Source organism: Pseudomonas sp. JS425 (genome assembly GCF_018223845.1).
Taxonomy (GTDB): domain Bacteria; phylum Pseudomonadota; class Gammaproteobacteria; order Pseudomonadales; family Pseudomonadaceae; genus Aquipseudomonas; species Aquipseudomonas asiatica.
Genome location: NZ_CP073661.1, coordinates 6,032,407 through 6,055,996 on the forward strand (window position 1 = coordinate 6,032,407; position 23,590 = coordinate 6,055,996).

The 23,590-nt window shown below is 57.7% G+C and carries 33 protein-coding genes and 2 pseudogenes; 12 read left to right on the forward strand and 23 right to left on the reverse strand.

The features are described 5' to 3' along the window. Window positions 1-159: 159 nt before the first annotated feature. Window positions 160-801: pseudogene (locus KDB76_RS27685) on the forward strand (magnesium chelatase domain-containing protein); the annotation flags it as partial. Between the two features lie 44 nt (window positions 802-845). Then, entirely contained in the window at window positions 846-2,564 is a 1,719-nt protein-coding gene (locus KDB76_RS27690) for a recombinase family protein (protein ID WP_049870833.1), read from the forward strand. A 180-nt stretch (window positions 2,565-2,744) separates the two neighbouring features. On the opposite strand, the gene KDB76_RS27695 is transcribed toward KDB76_RS27690, so the two are convergent. The 9 genes from KDB76_RS27695 to KDB76_RS27735 all read right to left on the reverse strand — a co-directional run bounded on the left by KDB76_RS27695 (window position 2,745) and on the right by KDB76_RS27735 (window position 9,785). Next, entirely contained in the window at window positions 2,745-2,903 is a 159-nt protein-coding gene (locus tag KDB76_RS27695; RefSeq protein WP_321029170.1) for a hypothetical protein, read from the reverse strand. Between the two features lie 114 nt (window positions 2,904-3,017). Beyond that, a complete protein-coding gene (locus KDB76_RS27700) occupies window positions 3,018-3,722 on the reverse strand; it encodes a recombinase family protein (protein ID WP_038410240.1) in 705 nt (234 codons plus the stop codon). Between the two features lie 386 nt (window positions 3,723-4,108). Next, window positions 4,109-4,807, reverse strand: coding sequence for a hypothetical protein (locus tag KDB76_RS27705; protein ID WP_038410241.1), 699 nt, complete (start codon window positions 4,805-4,807; stop codon window positions 4,109-4,111). Window positions 4,808-4,921: 114 nt separating this feature from the next. Further along, window positions 4,922-6,454 carry an IS66-like element ISPpu15 family transposase gene (locus KDB76_RS27710; protein WP_013971142.1) on the reverse strand — a complete coding sequence of 511 codons (1,533 nt, stop codon included), beginning with the start codon at window positions 6,452-6,454 and terminating at the stop codon, window positions 4,922-4,924. Window positions 6,455-6,472: 18 nt separating this feature from the next. Beyond that, the gene (tnpB, locus tag KDB76_RS27715) at window positions 6,473-6,832 is read right to left on the reverse strand and encodes an IS66 family insertion sequence element accessory protein TnpB (protein ID WP_009687920.1); all 360 of its coding nucleotides are present in this window, start codon (window positions 6,830-6,832) and stop codon (window positions 6,473-6,475) included. An 81-nt stretch (window positions 6,833-6,913) separates the two neighbouring features. Then, window positions 6,914-7,690, reverse strand: a complete 777-nt coding sequence (locus tag KDB76_RS27720; protein WP_038410242.1) for a hypothetical protein — start codon at window positions 7,688-7,690, stop codon at window positions 6,914-6,916. Continuing rightward, the gene (locus tag KDB76_RS27725) at window positions 7,656-7,835 is read right to left on the reverse strand and encodes a hypothetical protein (RefSeq protein WP_144241793.1); all 180 of its coding nucleotides are present in this window, start codon (window positions 7,833-7,835) and stop codon (window positions 7,656-7,658) included. Before KDB76_RS27725 ends, KDB76_RS27720 begins: the two co-directional genes overlap by 35 nt. A 343-nt stretch (window positions 7,836-8,178) precedes the next feature. Further along, window positions 8,179-8,886 carry a hypothetical protein gene (locus tag KDB76_RS27730; protein WP_144241794.1) on the reverse strand — a complete coding sequence of 236 codons (708 nt, stop codon included), beginning with the start codon at window positions 8,884-8,886 and terminating at the stop codon, window positions 8,179-8,181. Then, a complete protein-coding gene (locus tag KDB76_RS27735; RefSeq protein WP_144241795.1) occupies window positions 8,883-9,785 on the reverse strand; it encodes a hypothetical protein in 903 nt (300 codons plus the stop codon). Before KDB76_RS27735 ends, KDB76_RS27730 begins: the two co-directional genes overlap by 4 nt. Before the next feature lie 83 nt (window positions 9,786-9,868). On the opposite strand from KDB76_RS27735, the pseudogene KDB76_RS27740 reads away from it, so the two are divergent. Continuing rightward, window positions 9,869-10,615: pseudogene (locus tag KDB76_RS27740) on the forward strand (ATP-binding protein); the annotation flags it as partial. A gap of 127 nt (window positions 10,616-10,742) precedes the next feature. Here the strand turns inward: KDB76_RS27740 and KDB76_RS27745 are convergent. The 14 genes from KDB76_RS27745 to KDB76_RS27810 form a co-directional block, all read right to left on the reverse strand. Continuing rightward, on the reverse strand, window positions 10,743-11,108 hold the full coding sequence (locus KDB76_RS27745) for a Mor transcription activator family protein (RefSeq protein WP_038410244.1): 366 nt from the start codon (window positions 11,106-11,108) through the stop codon (window positions 10,743-10,745). Continuing rightward, window positions 11,105-11,554 (reverse strand): regulatory protein GemA, encoded by a 450-nt coding sequence (locus tag KDB76_RS27750; RefSeq protein ID WP_038410245.1) that lies wholly within the window; start codon window positions 11,552-11,554, stop codon window positions 11,105-11,107. Before KDB76_RS27750 ends, KDB76_RS27745 begins: the two co-directional genes overlap by 4 nt. Continuing rightward, a complete protein-coding gene (locus KDB76_RS27755; RefSeq protein ID WP_038410246.1) occupies window positions 11,551-11,772 on the reverse strand; it encodes a hypothetical protein in 222 nt (73 codons plus the stop codon). Before KDB76_RS27755 ends, KDB76_RS27750 begins: the two co-directional genes overlap by 4 nt. 1 nt (window position 11,773) lies before the next feature. Further along, window positions 11,774-12,463 (reverse strand): DUF2786 domain-containing protein, encoded by a 690-nt coding sequence (locus tag KDB76_RS27760; protein WP_038410247.1) that lies wholly within the window; start codon window positions 12,461-12,463, stop codon window positions 11,774-11,776. 1 nt (window position 12,464) lies between these two features. Then, window positions 12,465-13,100, reverse strand: coding sequence for a DUF3164 family protein (locus KDB76_RS27765; protein ID WP_038410248.1), 636 nt, complete (start codon window positions 13,098-13,100; stop codon window positions 12,465-12,467). A 153-nt stretch (window positions 13,101-13,253) separates the two neighbouring features. After that, entirely contained in the window at window positions 13,254-13,526 is a 273-nt protein-coding gene (locus KDB76_RS27770) for a hypothetical protein (protein WP_038410249.1), read from the reverse strand. Beyond that, a complete protein-coding gene (locus tag KDB76_RS27775; protein ID WP_038410250.1) occupies window positions 13,523-13,789 on the reverse strand; it encodes a hypothetical protein in 267 nt (88 codons plus the stop codon). Before KDB76_RS27775 ends, KDB76_RS27770 begins: the two co-directional genes overlap by 4 nt. Further along, entirely contained in the window at window positions 13,786-14,100 is a 315-nt protein-coding gene (locus KDB76_RS27780) for a hypothetical protein (RefSeq protein WP_038410251.1), read from the reverse strand. Before KDB76_RS27780 ends, KDB76_RS27775 begins: the two co-directional genes overlap by 4 nt. Before the next feature lies 1 nt (window position 14,101). Continuing rightward, complete coding sequence (locus KDB76_RS27785) at window positions 14,102-15,283, reverse strand: AAA family ATPase (RefSeq protein ID WP_038410252.1); 1,182 nt, start codon at window positions 15,281-15,283, stop codon at window positions 14,102-14,104. Then, window positions 15,283-17,040: a DDE-type integrase/transposase/recombinase gene (locus KDB76_RS27790; protein WP_038410253.1), complete on the reverse strand. Its 1,758-nt coding sequence runs from the start codon at window positions 17,038-17,040 to the stop codon at window positions 15,283-15,285. Before KDB76_RS27790 ends, KDB76_RS27785 begins: the two co-directional genes overlap by 1 nt. A gap of 3 nt (window positions 17,041-17,043) precedes the next feature. Beyond that, window positions 17,044-18,027 carry a hypothetical protein gene (locus tag KDB76_RS27795; protein WP_038410254.1) on the reverse strand — a complete coding sequence of 328 codons (984 nt, stop codon included), beginning with the start codon at window positions 18,025-18,027 and terminating at the stop codon, window positions 17,044-17,046. 16 nt (window positions 18,028-18,043) lie between these two features. Further along, a complete protein-coding gene (locus KDB76_RS27800; protein WP_038410255.1) occupies window positions 18,044-18,361 on the reverse strand; it encodes a hypothetical protein in 318 nt (105 codons plus the stop codon). Then, window positions 18,358-18,837 (reverse strand): hypothetical protein, encoded by a 480-nt coding sequence (locus tag KDB76_RS27805; RefSeq protein ID WP_038410256.1) that lies wholly within the window; start codon window positions 18,835-18,837, stop codon window positions 18,358-18,360. The genes KDB76_RS27800 and KDB76_RS27805 overlap by 4 nt, the downstream gene beginning before the upstream one ends. Window positions 18,838-19,174: 337 nt before the next feature. After that, on the reverse strand, window positions 19,175-19,399 hold the full coding sequence (locus tag KDB76_RS27810) for a DNA-binding protein (protein ID WP_038410257.1): 225 nt from the start codon (window positions 19,397-19,399) through the stop codon (window positions 19,175-19,177). 120 nt (window positions 19,400-19,519) lie between these two features. Here KDB76_RS27810 and KDB76_RS27815 point away from each other — a divergent pair, with 120 nt between their 5' ends. The 9 genes from KDB76_RS27815 (at window position 19,520) to KDB76_RS27855 (ending at window position 23,588) form a co-directional block, all read left to right on the forward strand. Then, window positions 19,520-19,930, forward strand: coding sequence for a helix-turn-helix domain-containing protein (locus KDB76_RS27815; protein ID WP_144241813.1), 411 nt, complete (start codon window positions 19,520-19,522; stop codon window positions 19,928-19,930). A gap of 2 nt (window positions 19,931-19,932) precedes the next feature. Then, on the forward strand, window positions 19,933-20,523 hold the full coding sequence (locus KDB76_RS27820) for a hypothetical protein (protein ID WP_038410258.1): 591 nt from the start codon (window positions 19,933-19,935) through the stop codon (window positions 20,521-20,523). 33 nt (window positions 20,524-20,556) lie between these two features. Beyond that, a complete protein-coding gene (locus KDB76_RS27825; protein WP_038410259.1) occupies window positions 20,557-21,165 on the forward strand; it encodes a CHAP domain-containing protein in 609 nt (202 codons plus the stop codon). A gap of 116 nt (window positions 21,166-21,281) precedes the next feature. After that, window positions 21,282-21,782 carry a structural protein gene (locus KDB76_RS27830; RefSeq protein ID WP_038410260.1) on the forward strand — a complete coding sequence of 167 codons (501 nt, stop codon included), beginning with the start codon at window positions 21,282-21,284 and terminating at the stop codon, window positions 21,780-21,782. Further along, window positions 21,779-21,997 (forward strand): hypothetical protein, encoded by a 219-nt coding sequence (locus tag KDB76_RS27835; protein WP_038410261.1) that lies wholly within the window; start codon window positions 21,779-21,781, stop codon window positions 21,995-21,997. The genes KDB76_RS27830 and KDB76_RS27835 overlap by 4 nt, the downstream gene beginning before the upstream one ends. Before the next feature lie 177 nt (window positions 21,998-22,174). Further along, a complete protein-coding gene (locus tag KDB76_RS27840; RefSeq protein ID WP_049870835.1) occupies window positions 22,175-22,783 on the forward strand; it encodes a hypothetical protein in 609 nt (202 codons plus the stop codon). A 6-nt stretch (window positions 22,784-22,789) separates the two neighbouring features. Beyond that, window positions 22,790-23,008 (forward strand): TraR/DksA C4-type zinc finger protein, encoded by a 219-nt coding sequence (locus KDB76_RS27845; protein ID WP_038410263.1) that lies wholly within the window; start codon window positions 22,790-22,792, stop codon window positions 23,006-23,008. Next, window positions 23,005-23,298: a DUF2730 family protein gene (locus tag KDB76_RS27850; protein ID WP_038410264.1), complete on the forward strand. Its 294-nt coding sequence runs from the start codon at window positions 23,005-23,007 to the stop codon at window positions 23,296-23,298. The genes KDB76_RS27845 and KDB76_RS27850 overlap by 4 nt, the downstream gene beginning before the upstream one ends. Beyond that, the gene (locus KDB76_RS27855; RefSeq protein ID WP_038410265.1) at window positions 23,295-23,588 is read left to right on the forward strand and encodes a hypothetical protein; all 294 of its coding nucleotides are present in this window, start codon (window positions 23,295-23,297) and stop codon (window positions 23,586-23,588) included. The genes KDB76_RS27850 and KDB76_RS27855 overlap by 4 nt, the downstream gene beginning before the upstream one ends. The last annotated feature ends 2 nt before the right edge of the window (window positions 23,589-23,590 follow it).

The window sequence follows — 23,590 nt, forward strand, 5'->3', positions numbered from 1 at the left end:
CTTCCGGCGCACAGCAGGCACGAACCCGACGGGGTGACAATGCAGGGGAAACCCCTGCCTGAAAAACCAGGACGCACACTTCTTTCGCCGGCCCGGGCCGTGCTCGCTATTCTTGCAAAGCCGCAGGAAGCGGCCCTCTTCAGCGACAACGGAGCGTCCATGTCCCTAGCCCTCGTCCACAGCCGCGCCCAGGTGGGCGTGCAGGCACCGGCGGTCAGCGTCGAAACCCACCTGGCCAACGGCTTGCCCCATCTCACGCTGGTCGGTCTGCCGGAAACCACGGTCAAAGAGAGCAAGGACCGGGTACGCAGCGCCATCGTCAACTCCGGTTTGAACTACCCGCAGCGGCGCATCACCCAGAACCTCGCCCCCGCCGACCTGCCCAAGGATGGCGGGCGCTATGACCTGGCAATTGCCCTGGGTATCCTCGCCGCCGATGGCCAGGTACCAACGGCCACCCTTGCCGAGGTCGAATGCCTGGGCGAACTGGCGCTGTCTGGCAAGTTGCGCCCGGTGCAGGGCGTGTTGCCCGCAGCACTGGCGGCACGCGAAGCAGGCCGGGCGCTGGTGGTGCCGCGGGAGAATGCCGAGGAAGCCAGCCTGGCAGGCGGGCTGGTGGTGTATGCGGTGGGGCACCTGCTGGAACTGGTCGCCCACCTGAACGGCCAGGTGCCATTGCCACCGTATGCCGCCAACGGCCTGATCCTGCAGCAACGCCCGTACCCGGACCTGAGCGAAGTGCAGGGCCAACTGGCGGCCAAGCGTGCGCTGCTGCTAGCGGCGGCCGGGGCGCACAACCTTTTTAAGTTGTGAGAGAATACACCAACAGCATCAGGACTAGACCGATGAAGCCGAAAGCCTACAGTTACATTCGTTTCAGCAGCCCCGAACAGGCGAAGGGAGATAGCTACCGACGGCAACGAACGGCGGCCCTTGAGTACTGTGCGGAAAATGGCCTCGAACTCGCGGATACCAAAGAGTACCGATTCTTTGACTCCGGCAGATCGGCCTACAAGGGCAAGCATGTTAGTGACGAAGGGGAATTTGGCCGGTTTCTCGCGCTGGTAAACGATGGAGTAATCAAATCCGGCTCCGTCTTACTAGTCGAGTCCCTGGACCGCTTATCCAGGGATAAAGTAAACATCGCCCTGGGCCAACTTCTGAACCTGCTGGCAGCCGGCATCAAAGTCGTCACCCTCTCGGATAAACGCACATATTCAAACGACTCACCCGACCTTGCCACGGAACTGATTGTCAGCATTGCGGTAATGATGCGGGCACACAACGAATCCAGCGAGAAAGGCAACCGAGTGGCGAAAGCCTGGCGTAATAAACGCGAGCTTGCACGAAGCGAGAAAACCCCACTCGGGGCTGCGTGCCCGTACTGGTTGAAACTTGCGGACGGCGTTTACGAGCAAGTGCCAGAGCGCGTAGAGGTAGTCCGTCGCATTTTCGATATGACGATCCAGGGATATGGCCAGGCAATGATTTCTCGCCGCCTGAACCATGACAACGTACCCGTGTTCGGTAGCACACGGTCATCAAAGGAAAAACCCAGGAATAAAAGCGGCCTTTGGGGCACAAGCTCGGTAGAAAAAATTCTGAATAACCGGGCGTTGCTGGGCGAATACCAACCGACGCACCTCGTAGGCCGTGTGCGGGAAAACGACGGCGATCCAGTGAAGGGCTTTTACCCGGAAATCATCACCCCGGATTTGTTCCTACAAGCCAAGGCCGCACGGGAACAGCGGAAGACGACAGGGGCTACAAAGCAGTCGAAGAACTTCAACGTATGGCAGGGCCTGGCTAAGTGCCACGTATGCGGCGATGCGATGCACCTGATTAACAAGGGGCGCCCTCCCAAGGGGTACACGTACCTACAGTGCTACTCAGCGAAGAAAGGTATTTGCCGCAACGGCAGTATTCGGATCGAGCAGACGAACGCCGTATTCAAGGAAATCCTGGCCAACGTGGACAGCATGTCGCTGGTGCACGGAAAAAGTGCGGACATTCGTAAAAGCCTGGAGGTAGTCGAGGGCAAACTGGCAGTCATAGCCGGCCACCTTGAGGGGGCAATTGAGGCGCAAACTGCCTTCCCCACGATTGCAGGTGCCAAGGTGCTCTACAAATTTGAGCAGGACCACGCACAGTGCTCGGCAGAACGGGACGAACTTAGGCAGCAGCTTGCATCACACCGCGTCATCAGCCGGGAAGACTTTTTCTTGCAGGTCGACCTTGTGACCTACGAAGGCAGGGCCGCTGCTAACAGCCTTCTGAAACGCCTGGGTTTGCAAGTTCTGTTCAGGCGTCACAACCCGAGTCGCTTCCAATGCTGGGTGCTGGACAAGTCTGAGGAAGCGGTTACAGACGAGGTCCAGCAGATGCTGTTCAGCGTACTTTACGAGGACGGCCATGCCACTACCCAACCCCTTGACCCCGATATCTACGGCAGGCAGGTCGAACAGGGGCTAACCACAACAGAAGCCGCGATGCGTGAGCAGGAAGAAGAAGGAATTGGATGGCAATGGTTTGGCGGCAAACTTTCCCAAGGCCGGAATACCTGAAAATTTTTTTCGGCACCTTGCCCCTGGCGAAAGTGGGCACCCGAAAAGCTGGCCAAACTATCACGGCGGGGATTGGGGAAATCGGTTAAAACCCGCCAATTGGCGAGCGGTGCTAAGAGCCATCCCCATACTAACTCGTTGCCGACAGCCAGAATCGGCAAATATCGTAGGCCGGGGCGGTTAGCTGCGAAGGCGTTCTATCGCTGTGGCGATGGCATCGGCGTTGCCATCAAGGGCCTGGAGGCAGGTCATTGTGCTGTCGTGGACATTCACGGAGCCTCGCTGACGAATCCATGTGCTGACTTCTTCGATGGCTGCCCTCAAGGCGGTCTGATTCATATGCAGCAACTCCAACGTGTCCGCTATTGCTGCGTCCCGGTCTTCCATTCTGGTGTTCTCGCTATAGGCAGATACCGCAGCCTAGGGCTTTACAGCGCCTTGTTCCAGTGCTGCTCACTTAGCCAGTTGCAATTCCAGCCGCCGCATCACACGCATAACTGCCGTTGGCGACCATTGCCCGCCACGGGCGGTTGGTATGTTCCGTGCTATCAGGCAGTCGGCCACGGCTTGTAAGCTACTCGCCCCCTTGAGCACACACAGTTCTATGGCGTCCTTGACCAGGGCTGCACGGTCGTTGGCCTGTTGGCGCTGGGTAGCGTGGCCCTTAACCCTGTTTAACATGCTACGGCCTTTGGCGAGCGCCTGTGTGCGGTTTTCAATCTTCCGCACTGCTTCGGCATCACCGCTGGCTGCTCGGGCTTCCAACGACCTCAACGCGGCCTTGGTGCGTTCGCTGATGAAGGTGCGTTCCTGCTCAGCAAGTACCGCGTAGATATGCAGTTGAAACGTATCGGCAGTGGGCATAGTTGCCACACGGAACTTATGGCGCTTCATTAAGCCCGCAATGTGCTCTACGTCGCGGCTTAAGCGATCCAGCTTGGCCACCACTACGGGGCGACCGTTTGCGAACGCCTTGGCCCCTGCTGGGCGCTCTAGCGGGTGAATCGAACCAGACACGCCCACGTCTTCAAACTCAGCCACCACCACCCAGCCATGCTGTTCAGCAGCGAACTTGATGTATTCCCGTTGGGCGTCCAGACCCAAACCGGACTCGCCCTGCCCCTTGGTGCTAACGCGATAGTAGGCGACGACTTCCATGGTGGCGATTCCTTGCGGATGGCTGATGCAGTAACTTTACAACTGTTACAACGACCGTTCAACCATTGTAATGAGTTTTCCACAGGCGTAAAAATGCCCCGCCTTGAGCGGGGCAGTATCACGGTAAGTCGGCTGAGCAGGAAAACCCCTGCCAGGGGCTGGGGGCAAGTTGGGATGCGCCAGGCAGCGGCGGCCTGTAACTGAAATCATACTAAATTAGTCGGATATTGCATCAAGGGGACGACCTGCTTGACCCAGGCACCCGCAATCCCTGAGAAATAGCGGCCTGTAGGCATGTAAGGGTTTGCAAGAGACAGAACGTACCCACGCGGGTGGCTAGTTATCGCCTAGTTATCGCCCAATTATGCGATAGTTATTCCGGGGTTTTACGCGGCCTGTGGCAGCGCCACTGGCGAGAACTCAAGGTATTGCGGGTAGCGGTCAAATGGCGCCCCATAAATCGTAAATCGGCGTCCATTTCTGTAACTCTCGCGGGCGCTTTCGACAGCCTTATCAAGGCTTACTAACATTGCATCCTGAGCGTCGAGAATGTCCGTTTCGGTGCACATACCGGCTTCAAGCAGCGCCTGCCAGGTCGGTTCAAACGTGGCATACAGATTGTCGATGTAGTTCAGCCAGTTTGATCCGTTGGCTTCCCAACTCCACTGGTCGGGGGCAGTCACTGCCGGTACAAGGCTTCGCACAACTAAGCGTTTCATCAACCGGTTACGGATATGCTCAAGGTCGATTTCCAGGCCCTGTAACGCCATCTGACCCGTTGGGATGATTCCGGGCTTCAACTCCCTACCCTTAGAGTCGTATACCCCGTTAATCAGCGTATCCAGGTCATCGGCCAGCATCTGTGCGGGGGCACGCCAAGGGCGATCATGGTACAGATGCAACAGGGGCGACCATTCAGCTTCACCCTTCTTGAGGAAACGACTTCGGGCCGTGCCCTGCTTATCGTTGATCTGGACGAGGTAGATACCCAGCAAGCGCACCAGTTTCATCATTTCCTTGCAATTGTCCCGGTGTTGCCCATCAGGCAGCAGGTCGACGAAACGGGCAAGTTCATCGTGGAGCACGCCTAGCTCCGAATCTGCTGGGCACTTGCTGTAATCAGCGGCTTTGACACTGGTCCGCCCTTGCTGAATGTAACCGATCCATAAACCCCACCTACCACAAGGTGGAAGCCAAGGTTACCGTGGCATCTCTGGCGAACAGTTCCATGGCAGCAGCGCTTCGTAGGCTGCTACCGATGAGGCGTGCGGCAGTCGCTCCAGGACGTGGCGCAGCCACGTATAGGGCTCTTGGCCGTTGACCTTGGCGGTTTCGACCAAGCTGTAGATCTGCGCGCTAGCCGTGGCTCCCTTGGGCGTGTCACTGAACAGCCAAGCTTTGCGCCCGATCACAAACGGCTTTATGGCCCGCTCTGCCAGGTTGTTGTCGATCGGCAGGTGGCCCGCCTCGACATACCGCTCCAAGCGGTTCCAGTTGTTTGCCAGGTAAAGCACCGCCTTGCCCAGTACGCTTTGCGGTGTCACCTGTGAGTGCGTCTTGTCGAGCCAACTTTTCAACTGCTCAAGGATCGGCAGGCTTCGTTCCTGACGACCGATGAATCGCTGTTCATCGCTGGCATCCTTGAGGTCGCGTTCGATGCCATACAGTTTGTTGATCATCGTCAGCGCAACATCGGCGCGACCGGTCTTGCCCTTAGGCTGCACCTTCTGCGCTTCGACGAATTTACGCCGGACATGCGCCATGCACGCCAGTCGTTCAACGCCCGGCTGTAGCGCCAACGCGTTGTAACCGGCGTAATCATCGGTCATCACGTAACCGCGATAGCCCTCCAGCAGGCGCAGCGGCACCTCCTGCGCGCGGCTGGTGGTGTAATCGAACAGCACGACTTGTCGATCAGGCGGGCCACTGGCCTGCACCCACATCCAGGATTGACTGGTCGGATCACGATCCGGCTCTTTGAGCACCTGCACGCGAGTTTCATCGCAATGGATCACCGGGCTTTCCAGCAGGCGGTCACGCATCAGGTTCAGCAGTGGCTGAAAGTGTTCGCTGCACTGGATGACCCAGCGGGCCAGGGTTTGCCGGGGGATCTCGATACCATGTCGGTTCAGCACCGTTTCGAAGCGGTGCAGCGGCAGGCCATCGACGTACTTGGTGGTTAGCAACATCGCCAGCACGCTGGGACTGGCCATGCTCTTTTCAATCAATTGGGCCGGCTTGTCAGCGGTGACCGGCGCGGTTTCGCAGCCACGGCAGCCATAGATTTTGCGTACGTGTTTAAGCACACGGATCTGCATCGGCACGATGTCGAGTTGTTCGCTGGTTTGCTCGCCAACCACGTGTTTGCGGCAACCACAGGCGCAAGTCAGTTCGTGCTCGGGCAAGTCATGAATGACTTCAATGCGTGGCAGGTCAGCCGACAGTGGCTTGCGTTTGCCGCGCTGCTTGCTTGGCGCAACAACTTCTTCGTCGGCATCATCAGCGGTAGGTACCCACTGACTTTCGGGTTCATTGAACAACGCCAGTTGGGGCGTGTTGGACTCGACGGTTTGCTCGGACTTGCGATTGAATAATCGGTCACGCAGCAGCTTGACCTGTTCTTTAAGGTCGACGATCTGACCTTTGTCGACCGTGCGCTCGGCCAACAACTGCGCAAGCAGTAGTTTGAGCGCGGCAGGGTCGTCAGGAAGGTTATCGGGCACTGAAATCATGGCCCGGATTATACCCGGTCAGGCGACGAAACGAGGAGTCAAAACCTGATGCGGACGGTTGCGCCAGAGATCGAAACCGTCGAGTAGCCAATTCAGTTCCTGGACGGTCAGTACGATAGCTTCGTCGGTCGCGTCGGGTGAAGTTTTGAAACGCTCGGCTTCGAGGCGCTTGAGCCAAAGGCAGAAGCCGTTGCGCTCCCAATACAACACCTTGATGCGGTTACGGGCTTTATTGAGGAAGACGAAAAGTACCGGGTCGAACACGGCGACCTTGATGTCCAGTTCGACCAGGGCAGTGAGGCCGTCGATGGACTTTCGAAAGTCCACGGGCTTGGGGTAGAGGTAGACTTTTTCGACTTTGCTGTCGGGGCGCATCATGGCGGGCTGGCTCCAGAAAGAAATCGGGAGCACAGCATCGGGAATCAGGTGGACGGTTGGAATGTGGGGATGATGGATCCCTTACTGCTGAATGGCGTCCAAGGCTTGCAGCGCTTCTAGGTCTAGCGACGAAAGCTCGGCCAGCGTGTAGCGGCGGTCTAGTGGCTCGTATAGGTCGTTGTCCTGATTCTTGAATACCTTATTGGCCATACGTAGCCGCATTGTGCGTTGCGGGATATGCTCCAATTCATCAAGGAAGGTATCCAACTCGGGACCAAGAAAGTCAGCAAGTTTCTGTAGCACCCGATCCAGCGACATACCATCAGTGATGTTCCACTTTCGTTTACGGGCAGACGCTGGAATCGAAGCGCCAGCCCAAGCGCTAACCGGTTTGTTGCCCTGCTTCTGATTCAGCCACGCAATACCGGTAAATGTGTTTTGCCATGTAGTTAGCCCTGTGCTGCCATCACGACCTACCAGGGGTTGGACGTGACATAGTTGGAACAGGTCTTTACCGTGGCCACCATTTACCCAGCCGTAACGTTGCTTGCGATACACGTACTGATCGTAGAGTCTGCGAAGTCCATCCGCATCGTTACCCTGATATGTCTGTACTGTTCCCGCCCGCTTGGCCTGGTCAAGCAACCAGTAACCGAAAGGGCACTCCAGCAGGCGCTGCTTACGCCGTTCAATCTTCTTTTCCTTGGCAGTCAGGGTTGGCGCTTTTTGCTTTCGCTCCGCTGCCTTGGCACAGGCACTGCTACATGTAGCCCGACCACCGGGCCTACGTTTGAACATTATCCCGCAATGGGTGCAGGGGTACTCAAGTTGGTTGTTGCTGTTCTTGGCTGCTGCCATCGGCGTCCGCTCTTGCTGGGATCGAGTTGTTAAAGGTGGCCAGCGTGATAAGCACGTTCAGGCCGTGGGTTGGGTTGGAAATGCCACGCGAGGCCATGAAGGCGAGCAGGCGTGCACTGGCGGTTTCGTTGAGTGAAATTCGCATGTGAAATCTTCCGAAATGTTGAGTTTTAAAATGGGCAAAGCCGCGTGGCACTAGGGATACAGCCAGAAATCGCGACAAATCCGCACCTACCCCGCGACTACTTTTGCGAGCAGCCGAAAACCCGAAGTCCGTTAGGCCACGCAGATTTGGATAGGGCGAAATAGTGGTGGGGATTATTCGATGAAGCGAAGGGAAGGACGAAAAACCTCTTCGACCGGAACCAGGGTATTACAAAAACCTATTTTGTCAAGCAAAAAATGCACTATTTACATATGCCGTAAAAGTTTAATTCTTGCTTGCATAAAAAAGGCCCACCGGAGTGAGCCTTCTATTACTACTATATTCACATAGCCGCTAAGAATTCTTTGACCACTTTGGGGTAGTACCTGTTCTTGTCTCGCTGATCAGCGAACCCTAACCGTTGGTAAACATTACCGCCGATACCGGGTTTAATTTCGCCAGTGCTGTTATCCCGGAAACTATCCTTCGCAAAAAACTGAAAATCGAATTTGCGGGAATAGGTAGCTGGAAACTCCTTCAGCAAATTCTTTTCAGAGTCCGCGTGCATAACAGGCGCCACGACATGAATCTTTTCAGGCTGAACCTTACCGAACAAAGCAGTTATATTAGTTTTGACGACGCATGAACCAGATATGATCGATTTTACAACGATCATTTCATCGCACTCTTCAAACCCAGGTTGCTCAAAAGTTCGAATAATAGGCGCTACAGTTACACCGCCATCAAATACCTTTTCTCGCTGGTTCCACATGCATATAAAGAACATGTTGAAACCCCTGCCCTTGAGAACATCGTAAATGCCTTTGGACAGGAAATCAGCGTCTTCAACAGTTGAGACCAGGCAAATCTTGCTGGAAGTTTCAAGCTTTTTCTCAGCTAGTAACTTCTCCGCCAGCAATGCACCAATATCGTACATAAGCTTTTGGTAAGCTGCGCCTGACTCGACGCTCACCAGACCATCAAGCATAGCGGTAGCACGAGCATCATCTGGGTAAGCTAAAGAGCGGGTTGGTGCTGGCTGATTCTTCATACATCACCCCGGCCGATGAGATCTATTAGCTGAATCCAATCTGTTACTTCGTGCTCAGACAAGACTTTTTCAAATTCATTCATTTCATCTGAGCCAATACGGATGGAATCACTTACGCATCCCTTGATGGAATACAAAAGGAAACCGTCTTCCGACTTATAGCTCAAACCAGAAATTTTGTCAAGAAGAGATTCCAAATTAGCGGAGATTTGTGTAGCACTTGACGCAGGTATCGGCGTGGGCAGCTTGAAATAAATGGGCTCATATCCGCGTGCTGCATCCAATACAATTTTTTCAACTGTAGCAGATGCCTTCTTATTCCGATGCCAAGAGCCGGCCATGGCTTGCCAAACTACCGTTACTTTATCTGGATGATCAGGGAAGACGCAAAGGTCTTTGAAAGGTTGTACCTGCGGATCGTTCGCCACCAACAACGCATTGAATTCATCAGCCTTAAAATGAATGCAGCTTGCGTGGTCAGAAATGAAAGCAGGAATCTTTCCAGACAATTTTTTATGACATGCTTGATCCGAAACGACCAGCAATGTACGCGAATTCGGAACCTTATGGTAATTAAGATTCACATCATGCTGGACAGCAAAGTCATCAGCAATTCCGCTACCCCACCGAGTTGTAGGTGAGTTCTTCAACTGATAGTTATCTCGCGAGACTTTCGCCGCATCTTCGTAGACAACGTCATCCACAAAATCTTCGGACTGCGCCTTCAGAACAGCCGCCTCTTCGCCGGACTTAAAAAGTTTTGCAGCGAGATGAATAGCAAACTCGTTTTCGAACGAATTACCCTTTTCGTTGTTATCGCCACCCCTACGCCGGTTCACGTACCGAGTGGCGTGAGTCTTGCTGTGCTTCTTACTGAGGTAGTTTTTCAGTTGAGACATGTACACGTCACCAAATCGAAGTGCCAGCATTCTACCTACACCGCTGCACTCTGACCAGAATAGTGAAAATTGGTGTACTACTCCACAACCTGTTGTTCACCGGGCCTCCCGGTACCGGCAAGACCTTGCTTGCCAGCCGCTTGCCGGGGCTGCTGCCACCACTGGACGAGCACGAAGCACTGGAAGTGGCGGCGATACAGTCGGTCAGCGGCCATACGCCACTGAGCAGCTGGCCGCAGCGGCCCTTCCGCCATCCGCATCACTCCGCCTCCGGCCCGGCACTGGTCGGCGGCAGCAGCCGGCCGCAACCGGGCGAAATCACCCTCGCCCACCATGGCGTGCTGTTTCTGGATGAACTACCTGAGTTCGAGCGTCGCGTGCTGGAAGTGTTGCGCGAACCGCTGGAGTCGGGCGAGATCGTGATTGCCCGGGCCCGCGACAAGGTGCGCTTCCCGGCCCGTTTCCAGCTGGTGGCGACAATGAACCCCTGCCCTTGCGGCTACCTGGGCGACCCCACTGGCCGCTGCCGCTGTAGCACCGAGCAGATCGCGCGGTATCGCAACAAGCTGTCCGGGCCATTGCTGGACCGTATCGACCTGCACCTGACCGTGGCCCGGGAGAGCACCACGCTGAACAACCAGCCCTGCGGCGAGACCAGTGCCGATGTGGCGGCCAAGGTAGCCGAGGCACGTGAACTGCAACAGCGGCGGCAAGGGTGTGCGAATGCATTTCTCGACCTTGAGGGGTTGCGCTGCCATTGTGGGTTGGCGGCGGCGGACCAGGCCTGGTTGGAGGGGGCCTGTGAGCGGCTGACCCTGTCGTTACGTGCGTGAATGGGTGTGAGATAAACCTAACAGGACCTGTGAGAAAAAGGTGGGATACTCCGGTCCACGCTGACCAATACTGGGATGGGAAATCAAATTCCGTTGGTCATGGTGCAAAGGGTGCGGAACCCGGTCAGTCGTGACCGACCGGGCTGAACATGTCACGTTGGCGGCTATCCAGATCTGCCTTGCGCAAGACCTTGATGACCCGGTAGATGAACTGCAGGGAGAAGCCGTACTTACGCGCCAGCTCCCGATGGTTCTGCCCCTTCCAGTCCTCGTAGATCTGCTGGTGCATGCGCGATGCTTCTATCCGCGCTCCCTTGGGCATATACAGCTGCTGCCCACCCCATTGCTCAACCATTCGCATGGCAACATCGGTGCCGAGGGCGTTGGCCGCATCCTTGGAAACGCCGAAGGCTTCCACGGCTGCGACCGATACCTGCTCAGCCAAATCGTCCAGAAGATCTCCAGCAGGGCTGCGGCCTTCTGCTTTCATGCTCCCTCCTGCTCAATACGAGCAATCCACTTCTTCATCTCCTCGATCACAAGACTGGCCTGCTCCGAGGTGAGCCACTGCAGGGCCTGGGCGCCGGTGCGGCCCTGCACGAACTTCACCAGAGAATCCTCCGATGCGTCCCGCAGCGCCCCAAGATCTCGCAGCGTGAGCCAAAGCGAACGGATTTTGCGGGACCACGGATCGGCGGCTCGAGTCCTTTTTTCCTTGCCATTTGGACGCACCATGAACCCTTTGCTCTTCAGCTCTTCCAAAACCCTGTAGAGGTTTGGAACGCTCAACTTGGCACTGGAGGTCGCCCCGCCAAGCCCTTTCATGCCGGCCAACATCAGGCGGTAAGTGTCGTCATCCATCTGAAGTTCGCGACGAGCAACATGGATAAGCTTGATCAGACGCAGCCGATTGGGATTGGACGGTGCGGTACTCACTGGCTGCTCTCCCGCTCTGTATCGGTCGTGGCCACGTTTTTCTCCAAGAGTCGAATGCGGCTCTGCAACTTCTTCACCACAGCCTTCTGCAGGTGCGGCAATGCGAGCGCAGCACGACATTGGTCTACGTCAAAGCTGTCCAAGGCGCGCAGACGGCTTTCGGCATCTACCGCGCCGTACTGGCGACCAGGTTGTATGAAGGGATTGGCGTGCGACATATCACATCCCCTGGGTCAGCCGAGCGACCGGCTGATGGCCAACTGCGTGATGCAGTTGAGCAGAACGACCTGCCTCATATCCGGCGTCACCGGCCACCTCGTCGCGGGCCTTGAGCTTGCGGCGTTTCATCTTGGCCTGACCAAGCTTGGGGTAGTTCTTCGCCATATAGGCCTGGATAGCCTCGGCAATGTTGTCCTCGACCCCAGCGAACTGCTCTACCTTGACGAGCACGGCATCAATCCAACCATGGGCGAAGGCGTCACCCCGCGCAACCTTGGTGGAGCGTTTGCAACGTTTCTGTGTGGCAAGGTAGTCCCGTCGAGCCTTCTGCAGCTGACGCTCCAGGACCTGGTAGGCGTACCCCGCCAGTTCTGGTGCCGCTCCACAACCGATAAAGATGAATGAAGCGTGCTCAAACCACGGAGCACTGATGATGAAGTGGGCGCCGAATGCCTCGCCGCAGACATGAGCCAAACGTACACGCCAGGCCGGAGGCTCACTCTCCGATCCAGCTGCTACCTTGGCCTCGCCGGCCATGCTGGCAAGAACGTCCCCCATTTCCAGGTTGTAGGTTTCCATGAGCTTGTGAGCTTGGCGCAAGGCAATTTCCGCTTCGTTTGGGTTGGAGCCCTTGCCCTTTGCCATCTCTAGGCATTTCTTGATCTTGTCGAGGATACGGTCCTGGTCCACGTTACACCCCTGCCAAAGTCAGGTTGATCGGCAGGTACTGGTCAGTGTTGCCCTGGCGCTTGTAGACCCGGATGTAAACGGCGGTACCGTTCACCTGGATGGAATCCTTCAGCGCCTGCATGGCGGTCTTCCACGCCGGGTCATTGATCTCCACTCGCAGCAGACTGAGCACATCTTTAACCATGAGCTGGCCTTGACGGTTGGCCCGAAATGCACGGTCGACCAATACGCGTAAGTGGTCGTTCGCCCCCTCCGACCAGGTGCTGATGCACTGATTGATCAGCTCGCGGGCGGCGAGGATCTCCTCGGTGAAGACGATGCGGTCTGCGTAGGCGCGCTCGATCTTGTACTGGCCGTCATAGGTGGTGATCGAGACGTTGCCTTTCTGCCCGCCCAGCTGGACGCCGTAGCGTTCGGAGGACACGGCGATCAGGTCCGCAATGTCGGCAAGCGCCTGCTTCTTGAAATCGGCCAGCAAGGCGCTGATATGCTCGGCGGCATTGCCGAGATCGCGAGCGACACCGTCGCGCAGCTTGTCGTGCTCGCGCACCTGGTGCTCAGGCACCAAATGCCCAGCAGCGTTCATGACGAAACCGGCCGGAATAGCAACCGCCTGAGATTGTTGGATATCAGCCATGAGTTGGCTCCTCAACTGGGGAAAAGGTTTTACAGCCGCAGCGCGGGCACACGTTGTCGCTACGCCAGGATTCTTTCGGGTGCGGGCGGCGACGGAGTTCGGTAAAGGCGCCAGTCCAGCGACAACGACGACACTTCAGCAGTCGATCAGTCATCAACGCTTCCCCCGTGCTTTAGCAGCACGTTTTTCCTGCAGTTTCTCGGCGAGGTAACGCAATTCGCCGTGGATCTTTGCGTAGTTCCCCGCGATGAACAGGTCCAGCAGCTTTACCAGCAAGTTGTTGTGTTGGACCTGGTAGGCCTTCAACTGGTAGATCTGTTCATCCTGGCGGGACAGTTTGCTTATGGCTTCCTCCGCCAGTGCGCAGAGTTCCTGGTGGCTGAGCTGGGAGAGGTCCTTGGGTACCAGCGGTGTGAGTTCAGTCACAGGTGATACCTCTCTTCAATCCAGCGCCCAGGCGCCAGCGCGGGTGTAGGGTGGTTTTCGTCTTGCTCGTGCGGGGCGAGCTGGCGCTCGTTGCCGGCCTGTAACTGGCTGTCGGGGATGCAGCTGATGCCGACACCATTCAGCAGGTAGCAGGTGACGCCGCGCTGGCTGTCGTGCTGCACGTCGATGACGTTCTCTTGGGGCGATGGTGCCGCGCTGGCTCCGGTGGCCAGCAACAGGAGACAGAGGACGAGACGGCTCATTGGTCCTGCTCCTTCACCAGGCTGTACCAAACCACATCCACGCCGCGAATCGTCACGGTGGAGCGGGTACGACGCCCTACCGTGGAGTAGCGAATGGAGCGCAGCTCGTGACCGAAACGCCGCGACAGCAGCTCAACGCTCTCGGCATCGATCTTGATACGGTTTTCGGCCAGCTCCAGGCCTACCACCCGGATGCCGCTGCTGCGCATGTCACGGGCCAGCTGGTTAAACGTCGACAACTTGACCGGGAACTCGGCGGCAAGAATGCTCACCGGTTGGTGCTGCTGGGCAATAGCGCTGACGGTTACCATTTCACACCCCCTTAACAACATCGGCGGTGACCAAGGGCTCACCGATCTGCGTGGCCAGATTCATGGCTGCCTTCACCAGGTTGCTGAGGGCGAGCGGATAGAGTTGGCTGGTCTTGTCGCGGCCACTGGTGCTCAGGCGTTGAATGATTGCCTGGATGCCACACTGGCTGATGACCTCCTGCAGGGGCTTTTGGAGCCGGCCGAAACGGAAAGCAAGGTGCTGCTCGACGGCGGTGACCGAGATAGGAGACAGCTCCACGATCTCGACACGTTGCGCGACTTCCCGGACTTCACCATTGCGGGGGCTCAGCTTGTGCAGCAGCTCGGGCTGGCCGATCAGGATGATCGAGATCAGCTTGGTGAAACCGCCGACCTCCAGCTCGCGCAGCCGCTTCAGTTGCTTGAGCGTCGGGATCGGCAGCGAATGTGCTTCTTCAATGATCAACAGATGCCGATTGCCAGCGGCATGGCTGGTTTTCAACGCACGATGCATCTGGGCGAAACGCGCCTCTGGCGAGGATTTCGTTTTCTCCAGGGGCGCCACGGCAGCCATGATCGCTTCCGCGATATGGGTACTTTTCAGCGTCTTGCCCTTGGTGTCGTTGTCTTCCATCGCGAGGATGTACGGTTCGATCACCATCACTGGGGCGTTTTCGGCCTCCAGACGGTTGTGCAGATCGCGGCGCAGCGTGCTCTTGCCCGCTCCTGATTCGCCGATCACCGCCAGGAACCCATCATGTCGTGCAACCTGGTACATGGACTCGCGGACGTAGCGAATATCGGGGCTTACATACATATCTTCAGCGTCCTGCAGTTCATCGAGCGGATCGCGGAACAGACCGAATTGTTTCCGGGTGGCTGGTGTCAGCACCTGTTTGGCCATTAGCATGGGCTCGCACTCCTGTTCGTTTACTTGGTCGTTTTCGGGTGGGGATGCAGGGGCCTCGGCGTTGGCGCGCCGGGGCTCCATCTCTTCGAAAGCTGCGCCGATGGCAGCAAGGTTGGCGCCGCGCTGGGCAAGGAACGTTTGAATGCGTCCCTGCAGAGCGTTGCGATCCAGCGACTTGGGCCACTGGTTGTGGTTGATCAGTTGGGCGATAGCGGCCTGGCTCAGATCGACCGCACGGGCCAGTTCGGCCTGTGGGACCTTGATCGTGGCGAGCACGTCCTTGAGCTTCAGCATCAGGCATTACCTCCTACAACGCGCAGGCCTGGCCGGGCGGGCATACGCAATTGCTGAGTGATGGCGTCGAGCTGATCCTCCGGCACGCCGTTGGGGTAGTTCGTTTTGAGCCAGGCCATAGATTCGGCGGTCCACGCGCTGCCCATCTGGCCACGCAAGAGCTTTGCTGCCTCGACATGGGAAAGCGGCTGGATCTCCACGGTTGGCGCCGTGATGGGCGAGGCAACGCCGCGCCGTGGCAGGTAGGACGGCAACACCGTATCGGTGATGTGCTTGTGCGGATCGATCTCGCCGTTGAAAGGCAATGCCCGTGCCTTGCGGGCAGCAGCTGCGTCTTCCTGGGATTCGGTCCCGGTGACCAGCTGTTCGATTGTTTTGCGAGCCTTCTGCGCCGGAGTGTCGGCCTGGGACTTGAAGGATTCGCCGATCACTGCTGAATTCGCCTTGAAGCCGTTGGCATCAATGGCGATTCGCTCGACCACATGGAAGACCTCCCGACCGTCCTCGTTCGTCATCACCACCTGGGCACTGTCTTCGTCCCGCCAAGGATTACGGGTGATCAGCAAGGTATCGCCCACCATGACCTGTGGAATGCTGGACACATCGAACTGCCCGCCGCGATAGGAAACCTGGAGGAAATCGTTGACCTTCCGGGTTTCAGGAGCGGTCACTGCCAACTCGCGGCAAACTTCCACCGAGGGCGCCAGGCGCAGCTGGTCTGCTTGAACGGTCAGCCACTGCCCGTAACGGGTGCGGCGGTGGCGCGTATGGATGGCGGTCGCGTTGTGGTAGCGCATCCACTGGCCCGCCCAGCCGTTGATCTGCTCCAGCGTTTCGGCTTTCTGCAGCTTCAAGGCCGACTCGAACTCGCGTTCAACAATGTTATGGGCCTGTTCAACCTGCCCTTTGGCGCGAGCGTTGCCCACCTTGTTGATGATCAGCTCGATGCTCAGCGCCTTGCACAGGTTGCGGAAGATCGCCGAAGTCATGGCCGCGCCAGGGTCCGTCATGATGATGAATGGCACACCATGGAAGGGATCGTTTTCGCCGCGCTTCTGCATGCAACAGATCAACACGTTGCACAGGTTTTCCGCAGATTCGGCGCCCAGCACGTACTGCACATAGATGGTGCCGCTGGTGTGGTCGGTGATGACGTACCGCCACAGTCGTTTGCGTTCGATCTTTTTCAGGTTGGTTGGCTTGCCGTCATAGAACTCGGCCTGGTTCATGGTCTTGGCGCCATCATCGTCCAGGTAGAACTGGGTGGAGATCGACGCGTCGATCTGCCAAACGTGGTTCGGATGGCGACTGGCCAGGGAAACGGCCGGCTCCGGTTGCAGCAGCTGATCCGGGTGCAGACGGTAAGTGCGCAGAGCACGGGTGATGGAGCTGATCGACAGTGGTACGAATTCACCCGTCTTCTCATTGACACGACCAGCCAGGATCTTGCCGTTGCTGCGCAGCCGCTCCACTGCACGCTCAACAGTGGAGAGCTGTTTGTTGTTGGCGCGGATCGACTCCAAGAGCAATGCCGAGATCAGGTAGGCCTCTTGCTCGCTCAAGAGAGTCTGGCCTGCGTCAGTGCGACGCTTGCGAGGGGGATTCACAGTGACCTCCCGAAGTTTTCGATAGATGGTCGGCAGGGACATGCCCAGCTCAACGGCCGCTGTTCGGCAGAGCTCGGTACGCTGGCCATGCGGGGCCACTTCCACCGCACGGGCCAGGTCTACGAGGCGTTGGGTCACAACGGCGTTCATGGGTTATGCCCCCGCCAGCGCTTGAGCGACTTGGGTGTCTGCGTCCTCGCGCATCCAAGCAGGGGTAGCATCCGCGTCGAGAGTTGCGGGGATGCCGTACTCCAGGCGGATCGAGGACACGGCGCGTTCGACCTGGGCAAGCAGGCCCGCGATCACTGCGCGGTGGTCGGCGCCACTCTCAGTCGAGTGGAGAACAAGAGTGTGAACTGCTGGGTGCAACTTGCAGACGACAGCGGCCTCCGCTTCGGTTGCAAGCTTGATGGCTTCCTCGCGCAATGCACTGATCGTCTCGTCAGCGGTCCTGGCTGCTACAAGACGGCGGGTTTTCTCCAGCTCCAGCTTGGTATCCTGGAGCTTGCTCGATGTGTCAGCCAGGACCTGGCTTTGCGCTTCGTAGTCGGCGTTGACGTTGTCCAGCTGCTGGGCCAGCGCCTCTTTATCCTTGGCGTTCTTCGCGATCAGCTCTTCGGCCAGATCAACGAAAGCGTCCTTGTCGCCAGACTTGGCCGCTTCGAGCAGGGCTGCTTTCTGGTCGTCGGGAAGCTTGCGGTATTGGCGTAGTTCGCGGTAACCAGCACCGATAGCAGAAAGCTGTTTAAGTGCTTCTTCACCGAATGCGTTCAGGTTGGTCAAGTCTTCGTCAACCTTGGAGCGCGACAACCCCAGAGCCTGGCAAAAACCATCCCAAGTGCCGACGTCGGCAATTTGATTGCCATCCGGATCTACCGCCTTTTTCCCCTGCAGAGCCCGGTATAGCTTGGTTTCTTTGATGTGTGCCAACTTGCTCAAACTGACGACGTCGGCAAAACGTGCAATGGAACGCGCCATCTGTACCTGGCCAAGTATTTGGTTCACTAGGTCGCGTTCGTCCTGCATGCCTTGGGCAATGTCACCCAGTGCGGCCAGCGCAGTGGCATCTTCTTGGAACGCCTGCTGGTTGATCTCTGCCATGGGTTGAATCTCCGTGGTGCTCGCTTTACGGGCCATGTACTACTTCCTTAAGTCAGTTGGGGGTGCGGGTGTAGCGCTGGCGGCGCTCATTAAGTTCGTGTTGGGCCTTGCGCAGGGCTTCGTCAAATGCGAAGGACACCTGCACCAGGCGTGGGCCAAGTTGCCAGCGGTGATGATCGTGAGGGCTGCGATCTGCCAGGCCGGCAGTACGGAGGTTTTCCAGGGCGCGCAAAGCGTTGTCGTTCGTGCATTCGGCAGCGATGGCCACCTCCTTCAGGAGCATGCCGCGGAACTCATTACCCGCGAGGGCCAACATCACGCGTAGCACGCGTTGCACCTGCTCGGAGGTGTATTTGTCATCCTTGCTCATGGTTGCTCTCCCAGCTCAAGCTGTGGCTGCGCATGTTGCTGCACGTTTCCGCGATGCCATGCCAGTTCTTCCAAGCCTGCCTGGATGGCAGCAAGGGCGGCGGCGGCCTCAACGTTGTCCGCATAGAAGGCCATCAACTGGCCCGTCGCATCGTGCAGGGTTGCCTGCAGGGTCTGAATATCGTGTGCGCTGGCAGTACGACCGGCAGGCACATCAATCAGCAGCTTGCCCCCGCTGCTGGCCAGCCAACGTGTTACCAAGCTGATGCCGCATGCCTGTTCGTAGGCAGGGATCAGCACAGCGGGCATACGACCATTGGCGATCCACTTATAGAGAGTCCAGTGATCTTCCAGCCCCATCAGAGCGGCGATGCGCTCGATGCTGTGGTTGAAACGTTCTTTGGCGTGCTGCTGGCACATTTTGAGAGCGTCACGAAGGTTGGTCGGCTGCACGCGTTTCCATTGACGAGGGTTCATTGGAAGCTCTCCTCAGGCAGCGCGGAACGGGCTTCCAAACAAAAAGCGCGTTTGATCATTGGTAATGTCATTGCGCCATGCACAATGAAATCAGGTACATTCACTGGTAGGGATTGAGCCATGGGCAATGAGTTGCAGCGTTTGCAAGCACAAGTAGAGGCACAGAGCTTCGTAATCGAAGAGTTGCTGCGGATCTGTGTACAATCCGGGCAGGTTGACCCAATGGCTATCGCTACAGGTTGGCGGTCTATACGGCAGAGCCCAACTTTCTTTGCAGCAGACGCTGCAGCGAAACGGAGGCTGGCCGATGAACTGGATGCCTGGGCTGATGTGATCATCATGCGACTTCCAGAGCCTTGGCCGGATCGGTGCAGATCTCACCTGCTTTCAAGCCCAGCTTGATAGCAATTTCATGAGCCTGGCCGCGCACACACTTTTTGCGGCCACCGAGCACCTCGAAGACAAGGTTCGGGGAGAATTTGTTGGCGACCGCCCATTGGGTGATCGAAACGCCCTTTGACTTGAGCTCCTCACGAGCCTGGTCGGGGGTACGTAGCTTCATGAGGGAAGCTCCTTTCGAGGGGTTATGGCGCCTTTTTGGGTGCCGACTAAGTGACCATTCGTGGTGGGATGGTGTGGTTTAGATAATGGGACATCAATGTCCCATGGTCAAGAGGCTTTTATGTCTAATGGCGTGGGTGAACGAATCGCTCAGCTTCGCGGCTCGATGAAAATTGGGGAGTTCGCGGAGTGTCTTGGGGTGAACCGCAAGACGATTACTCGCTGGGAGGCCGGCGAAGCGTTGCCTGATGGGTCCTCTTTGCTCGCACTTCACAAGAGCTTCGGGGCGGCACCGAGTTGGGTGCTGTTGGGAGATATGGCACCAGGGGCAGAGGCGCCATTGCCAGCAGAAGAAAGACTATTGCTGGAGCGATATCGTCAGAGCCCAGTGGCTCTACGGGAAGCGGCATTGCGTGTATTGCTGGGTGAAAAGCCCGTGACCCGCAGCTTCAAAGAAGTGGGCCAGTATATTGAAGGTTCCGTGAACCAAGCCGGTCTGACATTAAATGTCGGGGGCAAGAGGAAGAAGTAACCGTGAGCAAGGAATTCCAGTCTGTTGGGCAATACACCGAAGGTCACATCAACAACTACGACGTTCAGATCAACATGGCTGGAAGGGCCGAGTTCCGGCCGCTTGTTCCTGCTCAAAAGAAAGAGTTATACGATCTAAGCATCCGCTGCACAGAGCTTGGGGCCGACTCCAAAGACATTTGGCGGGCGGTATTCGCAGAGCTTGGTGTCAAGCAGATCGGGGACATCGCGACGGAGCATTTCCAGCAAGCACGCAATGTGCTGCAATGTCGACTCGATACCTTGCTGGAGGAGGAGGATAAACGACGCCTAGTCGGCAAGGTCCTCCGGATGGCCACGGAAAAAGATGCGAGAGTTGAGCTCAACGATTTCTGCGATGTCACTTTCGGTCGCACTCACCTCAACAAGCTAAAGCGAGCAGAGTTGCAACGAGTGCTGGAATTTGTTCAGGGCTTTCAGGTAAGCCCGCTCTCAGTTGAAGCCACAATCGAAGCTCAGCAACGCATGCCGTTGCGTGAGTTCTTGCTGACCCACAGGGCGCATGCCACAGGGCTGTTTGTCTTTGGGGTTATCGTTGGAAAATTCTGGTTCTGATCGATCAGAGCTGAGTTATTAAAGGAGATAGGGATGTCTGGTGTCGTCTTCGCTCTTGGTGTGATTTTCGTGATGGCTGCCATGGCGGGCCTGTTCAAGCCAGAACTATTCAAGGACAAGAAAACGGGCGAAGTGCCCAATCGTTGGCAAGTCTTCTTCGGCGGGGTGATGGTTGCGGCTGTCGCGTTTCTCATCGCTCACTATTCAGCCCCTGAACCTAAAGCGGAGACCGCTTCCTCGGACGTGAAGGCTGACTCGGCGGTTACCCAGGGGCCTATTTATTCTAGCGGTAGCCCTGATGCTCTGGTTGCGGCCACGCGGCTGATGACGGCTCTGGATAAAACTATGCTCGCGGGCCCTAGCGTGATTCTCAATGGTGACGTACAGGCACTGGGGGCGCACAGTCGCCTATTCGGGGACTTGGTCGCATCTGCAAAAGAGCAGTTTGGCGCCACGGTTTATGATCGACTTGGGAGCTGTGGCATCGCTAGCGGCAACGCTCGTAGTTGGTGGCAGGCGCAGATTGCTGCACAGAAGGATGGTTCAGAACCTGTTCCAGGTGCAATTAAAGAATTCTTAGATCAATACCAAAAAAATAGGAAAGACTGCCTAGAGGCCGCGGGCTACGAAACTAACGGCTAGCTTGGTTAGACCTCTTTAAACCTGATTAAAAGAACTCCTGCAGCACGCCGCCGATCATGGCGGCGTGTTCGTTTCCGGTGCCCGCAACCTGCGGCGCCGAACCTGCAGGAGGCGCCATGCGACCCAACTCCCCACGCGGCATCCGCAATTTCAACCCCGGCAATATCCGTCATGCTCCCGGCACCCGCTGGCAGGGTATGTCGGCCAATCAAAGCGATACCGCATTCGTCCAGTTCATTGATGCCCGTTGGGGTATTCGTGCCATCGCCCGAACGCTGATCACCTATCAAGACCACCGCCGAGCCAGCAACGGGAGCCGCATCGATAGCGTCCGAGAGATCATCGAACGCTGGGCGCCGGCTGTCGAAAACAACACCAATGCCTATGTGCGTCAGGTAGCCAGCGCCCTGGGCGTTGGGCCTGATGATGAGTCCATCGATGTCTACGACTTCCGGACAATGCTCGCCCTGGTGCAGGCCATCATCCGTCATGAAAACGGTGCCGGTCCGCTGTCAGGTGAGCGTTGGTACGGTGAATCCCTCATTGTTGATGGCCTCGCCCTGGCCGGCATCGAGAAAGGGGTTCGTCACGGACGTGCAGCGGGGGTTGCTGCATGAAGCTGATCGACAACTGCCACTGCTGCTGGCGGCTTCACAACGTCCAGCTGGCCATCGTCATCGCCCTGCTTGGCCTCGTCCAGGCCACCATCCTGCCCATGTGGGAAGCGCAGCTTTCGCCCGCAACCTACGCACTGGTCAACAGCGTGCTGGCCGTCCTGCTGTTCCTGGCTCGCCTGGTGAAACAAGGCCCTGAGCAAGGGGAAACCCCATGAAGCTGCTCGCTCGGCTTTTCAGTCACCTGATGTCGCTGCTGCCAACTCCTCGGTCGCTGTCAGGCGTAGCCAGCTGGAACGGGCCTCAACCCCTGCGCATGACTCGCGCTGGTAAGTCCGGGGTAGCGGCGGCACGCCGGGCGGCACGCAAGGCGCGTAATCGTCGGAGGGCTCGCAATGCTTGATCGTTTGAGTACGCCATTACCTTCCGGCCTGGCGCTCGCCTTGTTGGCCTGCCTGGTCAGTGCAGCCGCAAGCGCAGGCATTGCTTATGGCTTCGGCTTTCGTCACGCCGAGGCGCTGGGCAAAGCCGACTTGGCCGAGCTGAAGCAGGTGCACGCCGATCAGCGCGCTGCAGCCGCCGAGGAAAACTTGAATCGACTGCAGCAGCAGATCGACCGCGCTAGCCAGGCCGACCAGGTGCTGCAGAAAACCAAGCAGCAACTCGCCGAGGCACAAGATCTGCTCAAGGAGCGAATCCCCAATGTCACGACCGTTTATCTGCCGGGGCCGGCTGCCAAGCCTGCTCCTATCCCTCGCTGCGTGTTCACTGCTGGCTGGGTGCGCGACTTCAACCTTGCCCTCGGCGGAGCCCCTCTGCCCAGTGCCGGTGGAGACGCCGACGCCACCCTCCATGATGCAGCCGCCTGGCCCGCCCCCGGTGCTGCGCAAGAACTACTGGAAAGCGGGGTCACCCCTGCAGACATCCTCGCCTTTGCCCAGGACTACGGCCGTTGGGCGCTGGGTATCCGAGCCCAACTCATCGCGTTTCAACATAAGGACTGACCGCATATGGATGTAGCTGATCTGGCGCAAGACAACGATTTCACCGAGGCGGCGTTGCACGCACATCAGTCCGGCGTACAGCGCCGCTCTGGCCCCTCGGCCTATCGCTGCGAAGAGTGCGGCGATGCGATCCCGGAGGCTCGCCGCCTGGCCGAGCCCGGTACCGACCTCTGCGTTGAGTGCAAAACCACCCTGGAGCAACTGACCAAGCGGGGCTTGCGATGAACCTGAACGAACTCGACTTCGGTTTCCAGACCGTGCAATGGGTGGTGGTCACCGTCATCGGTATCTACACCTGGATGACCAATCGCCAGGCCGCCAGCGCTCAGGAAATGCTGGAGCTGCGCACCCGCATCGTCGCCCTTGAAGAGCGCATCCGGCACCTACCGGACCATGCGGCCATCACTGAACTGCTCGGCGACATGAAGGCCGTCCGGGCCGAACTGGGCGCTATGCAGGGCCTGACCCGAGCGGTGGACCGCATCAATGACTATCTGCTGCGAGAGAAAGCATGAGCCAATACGCCGAATTTCTGCGCCAGGACATGCGCCTGGTGATCCTGCGCCTGCTGGTGGAGATGCCAGCCTATCGTGCCAACAGCTCGGTGCTGAATGCCGCCCTGGACAACTACGGTCACAGTGTCAGTCGTGACCAGGTCAAGACCGAGCTGCAGTGGTTGTCCGAGCAAGGTGCTGTGTCGCTGGAGGATATCGGTCCGGTGCTGGTGGCCACCTTGACCGAACGTGGCCAGGACATTGCGGCCGGGCGTGCCCGCGTTCCCGGCATCAAGCGTCCGGGGGCCTGACC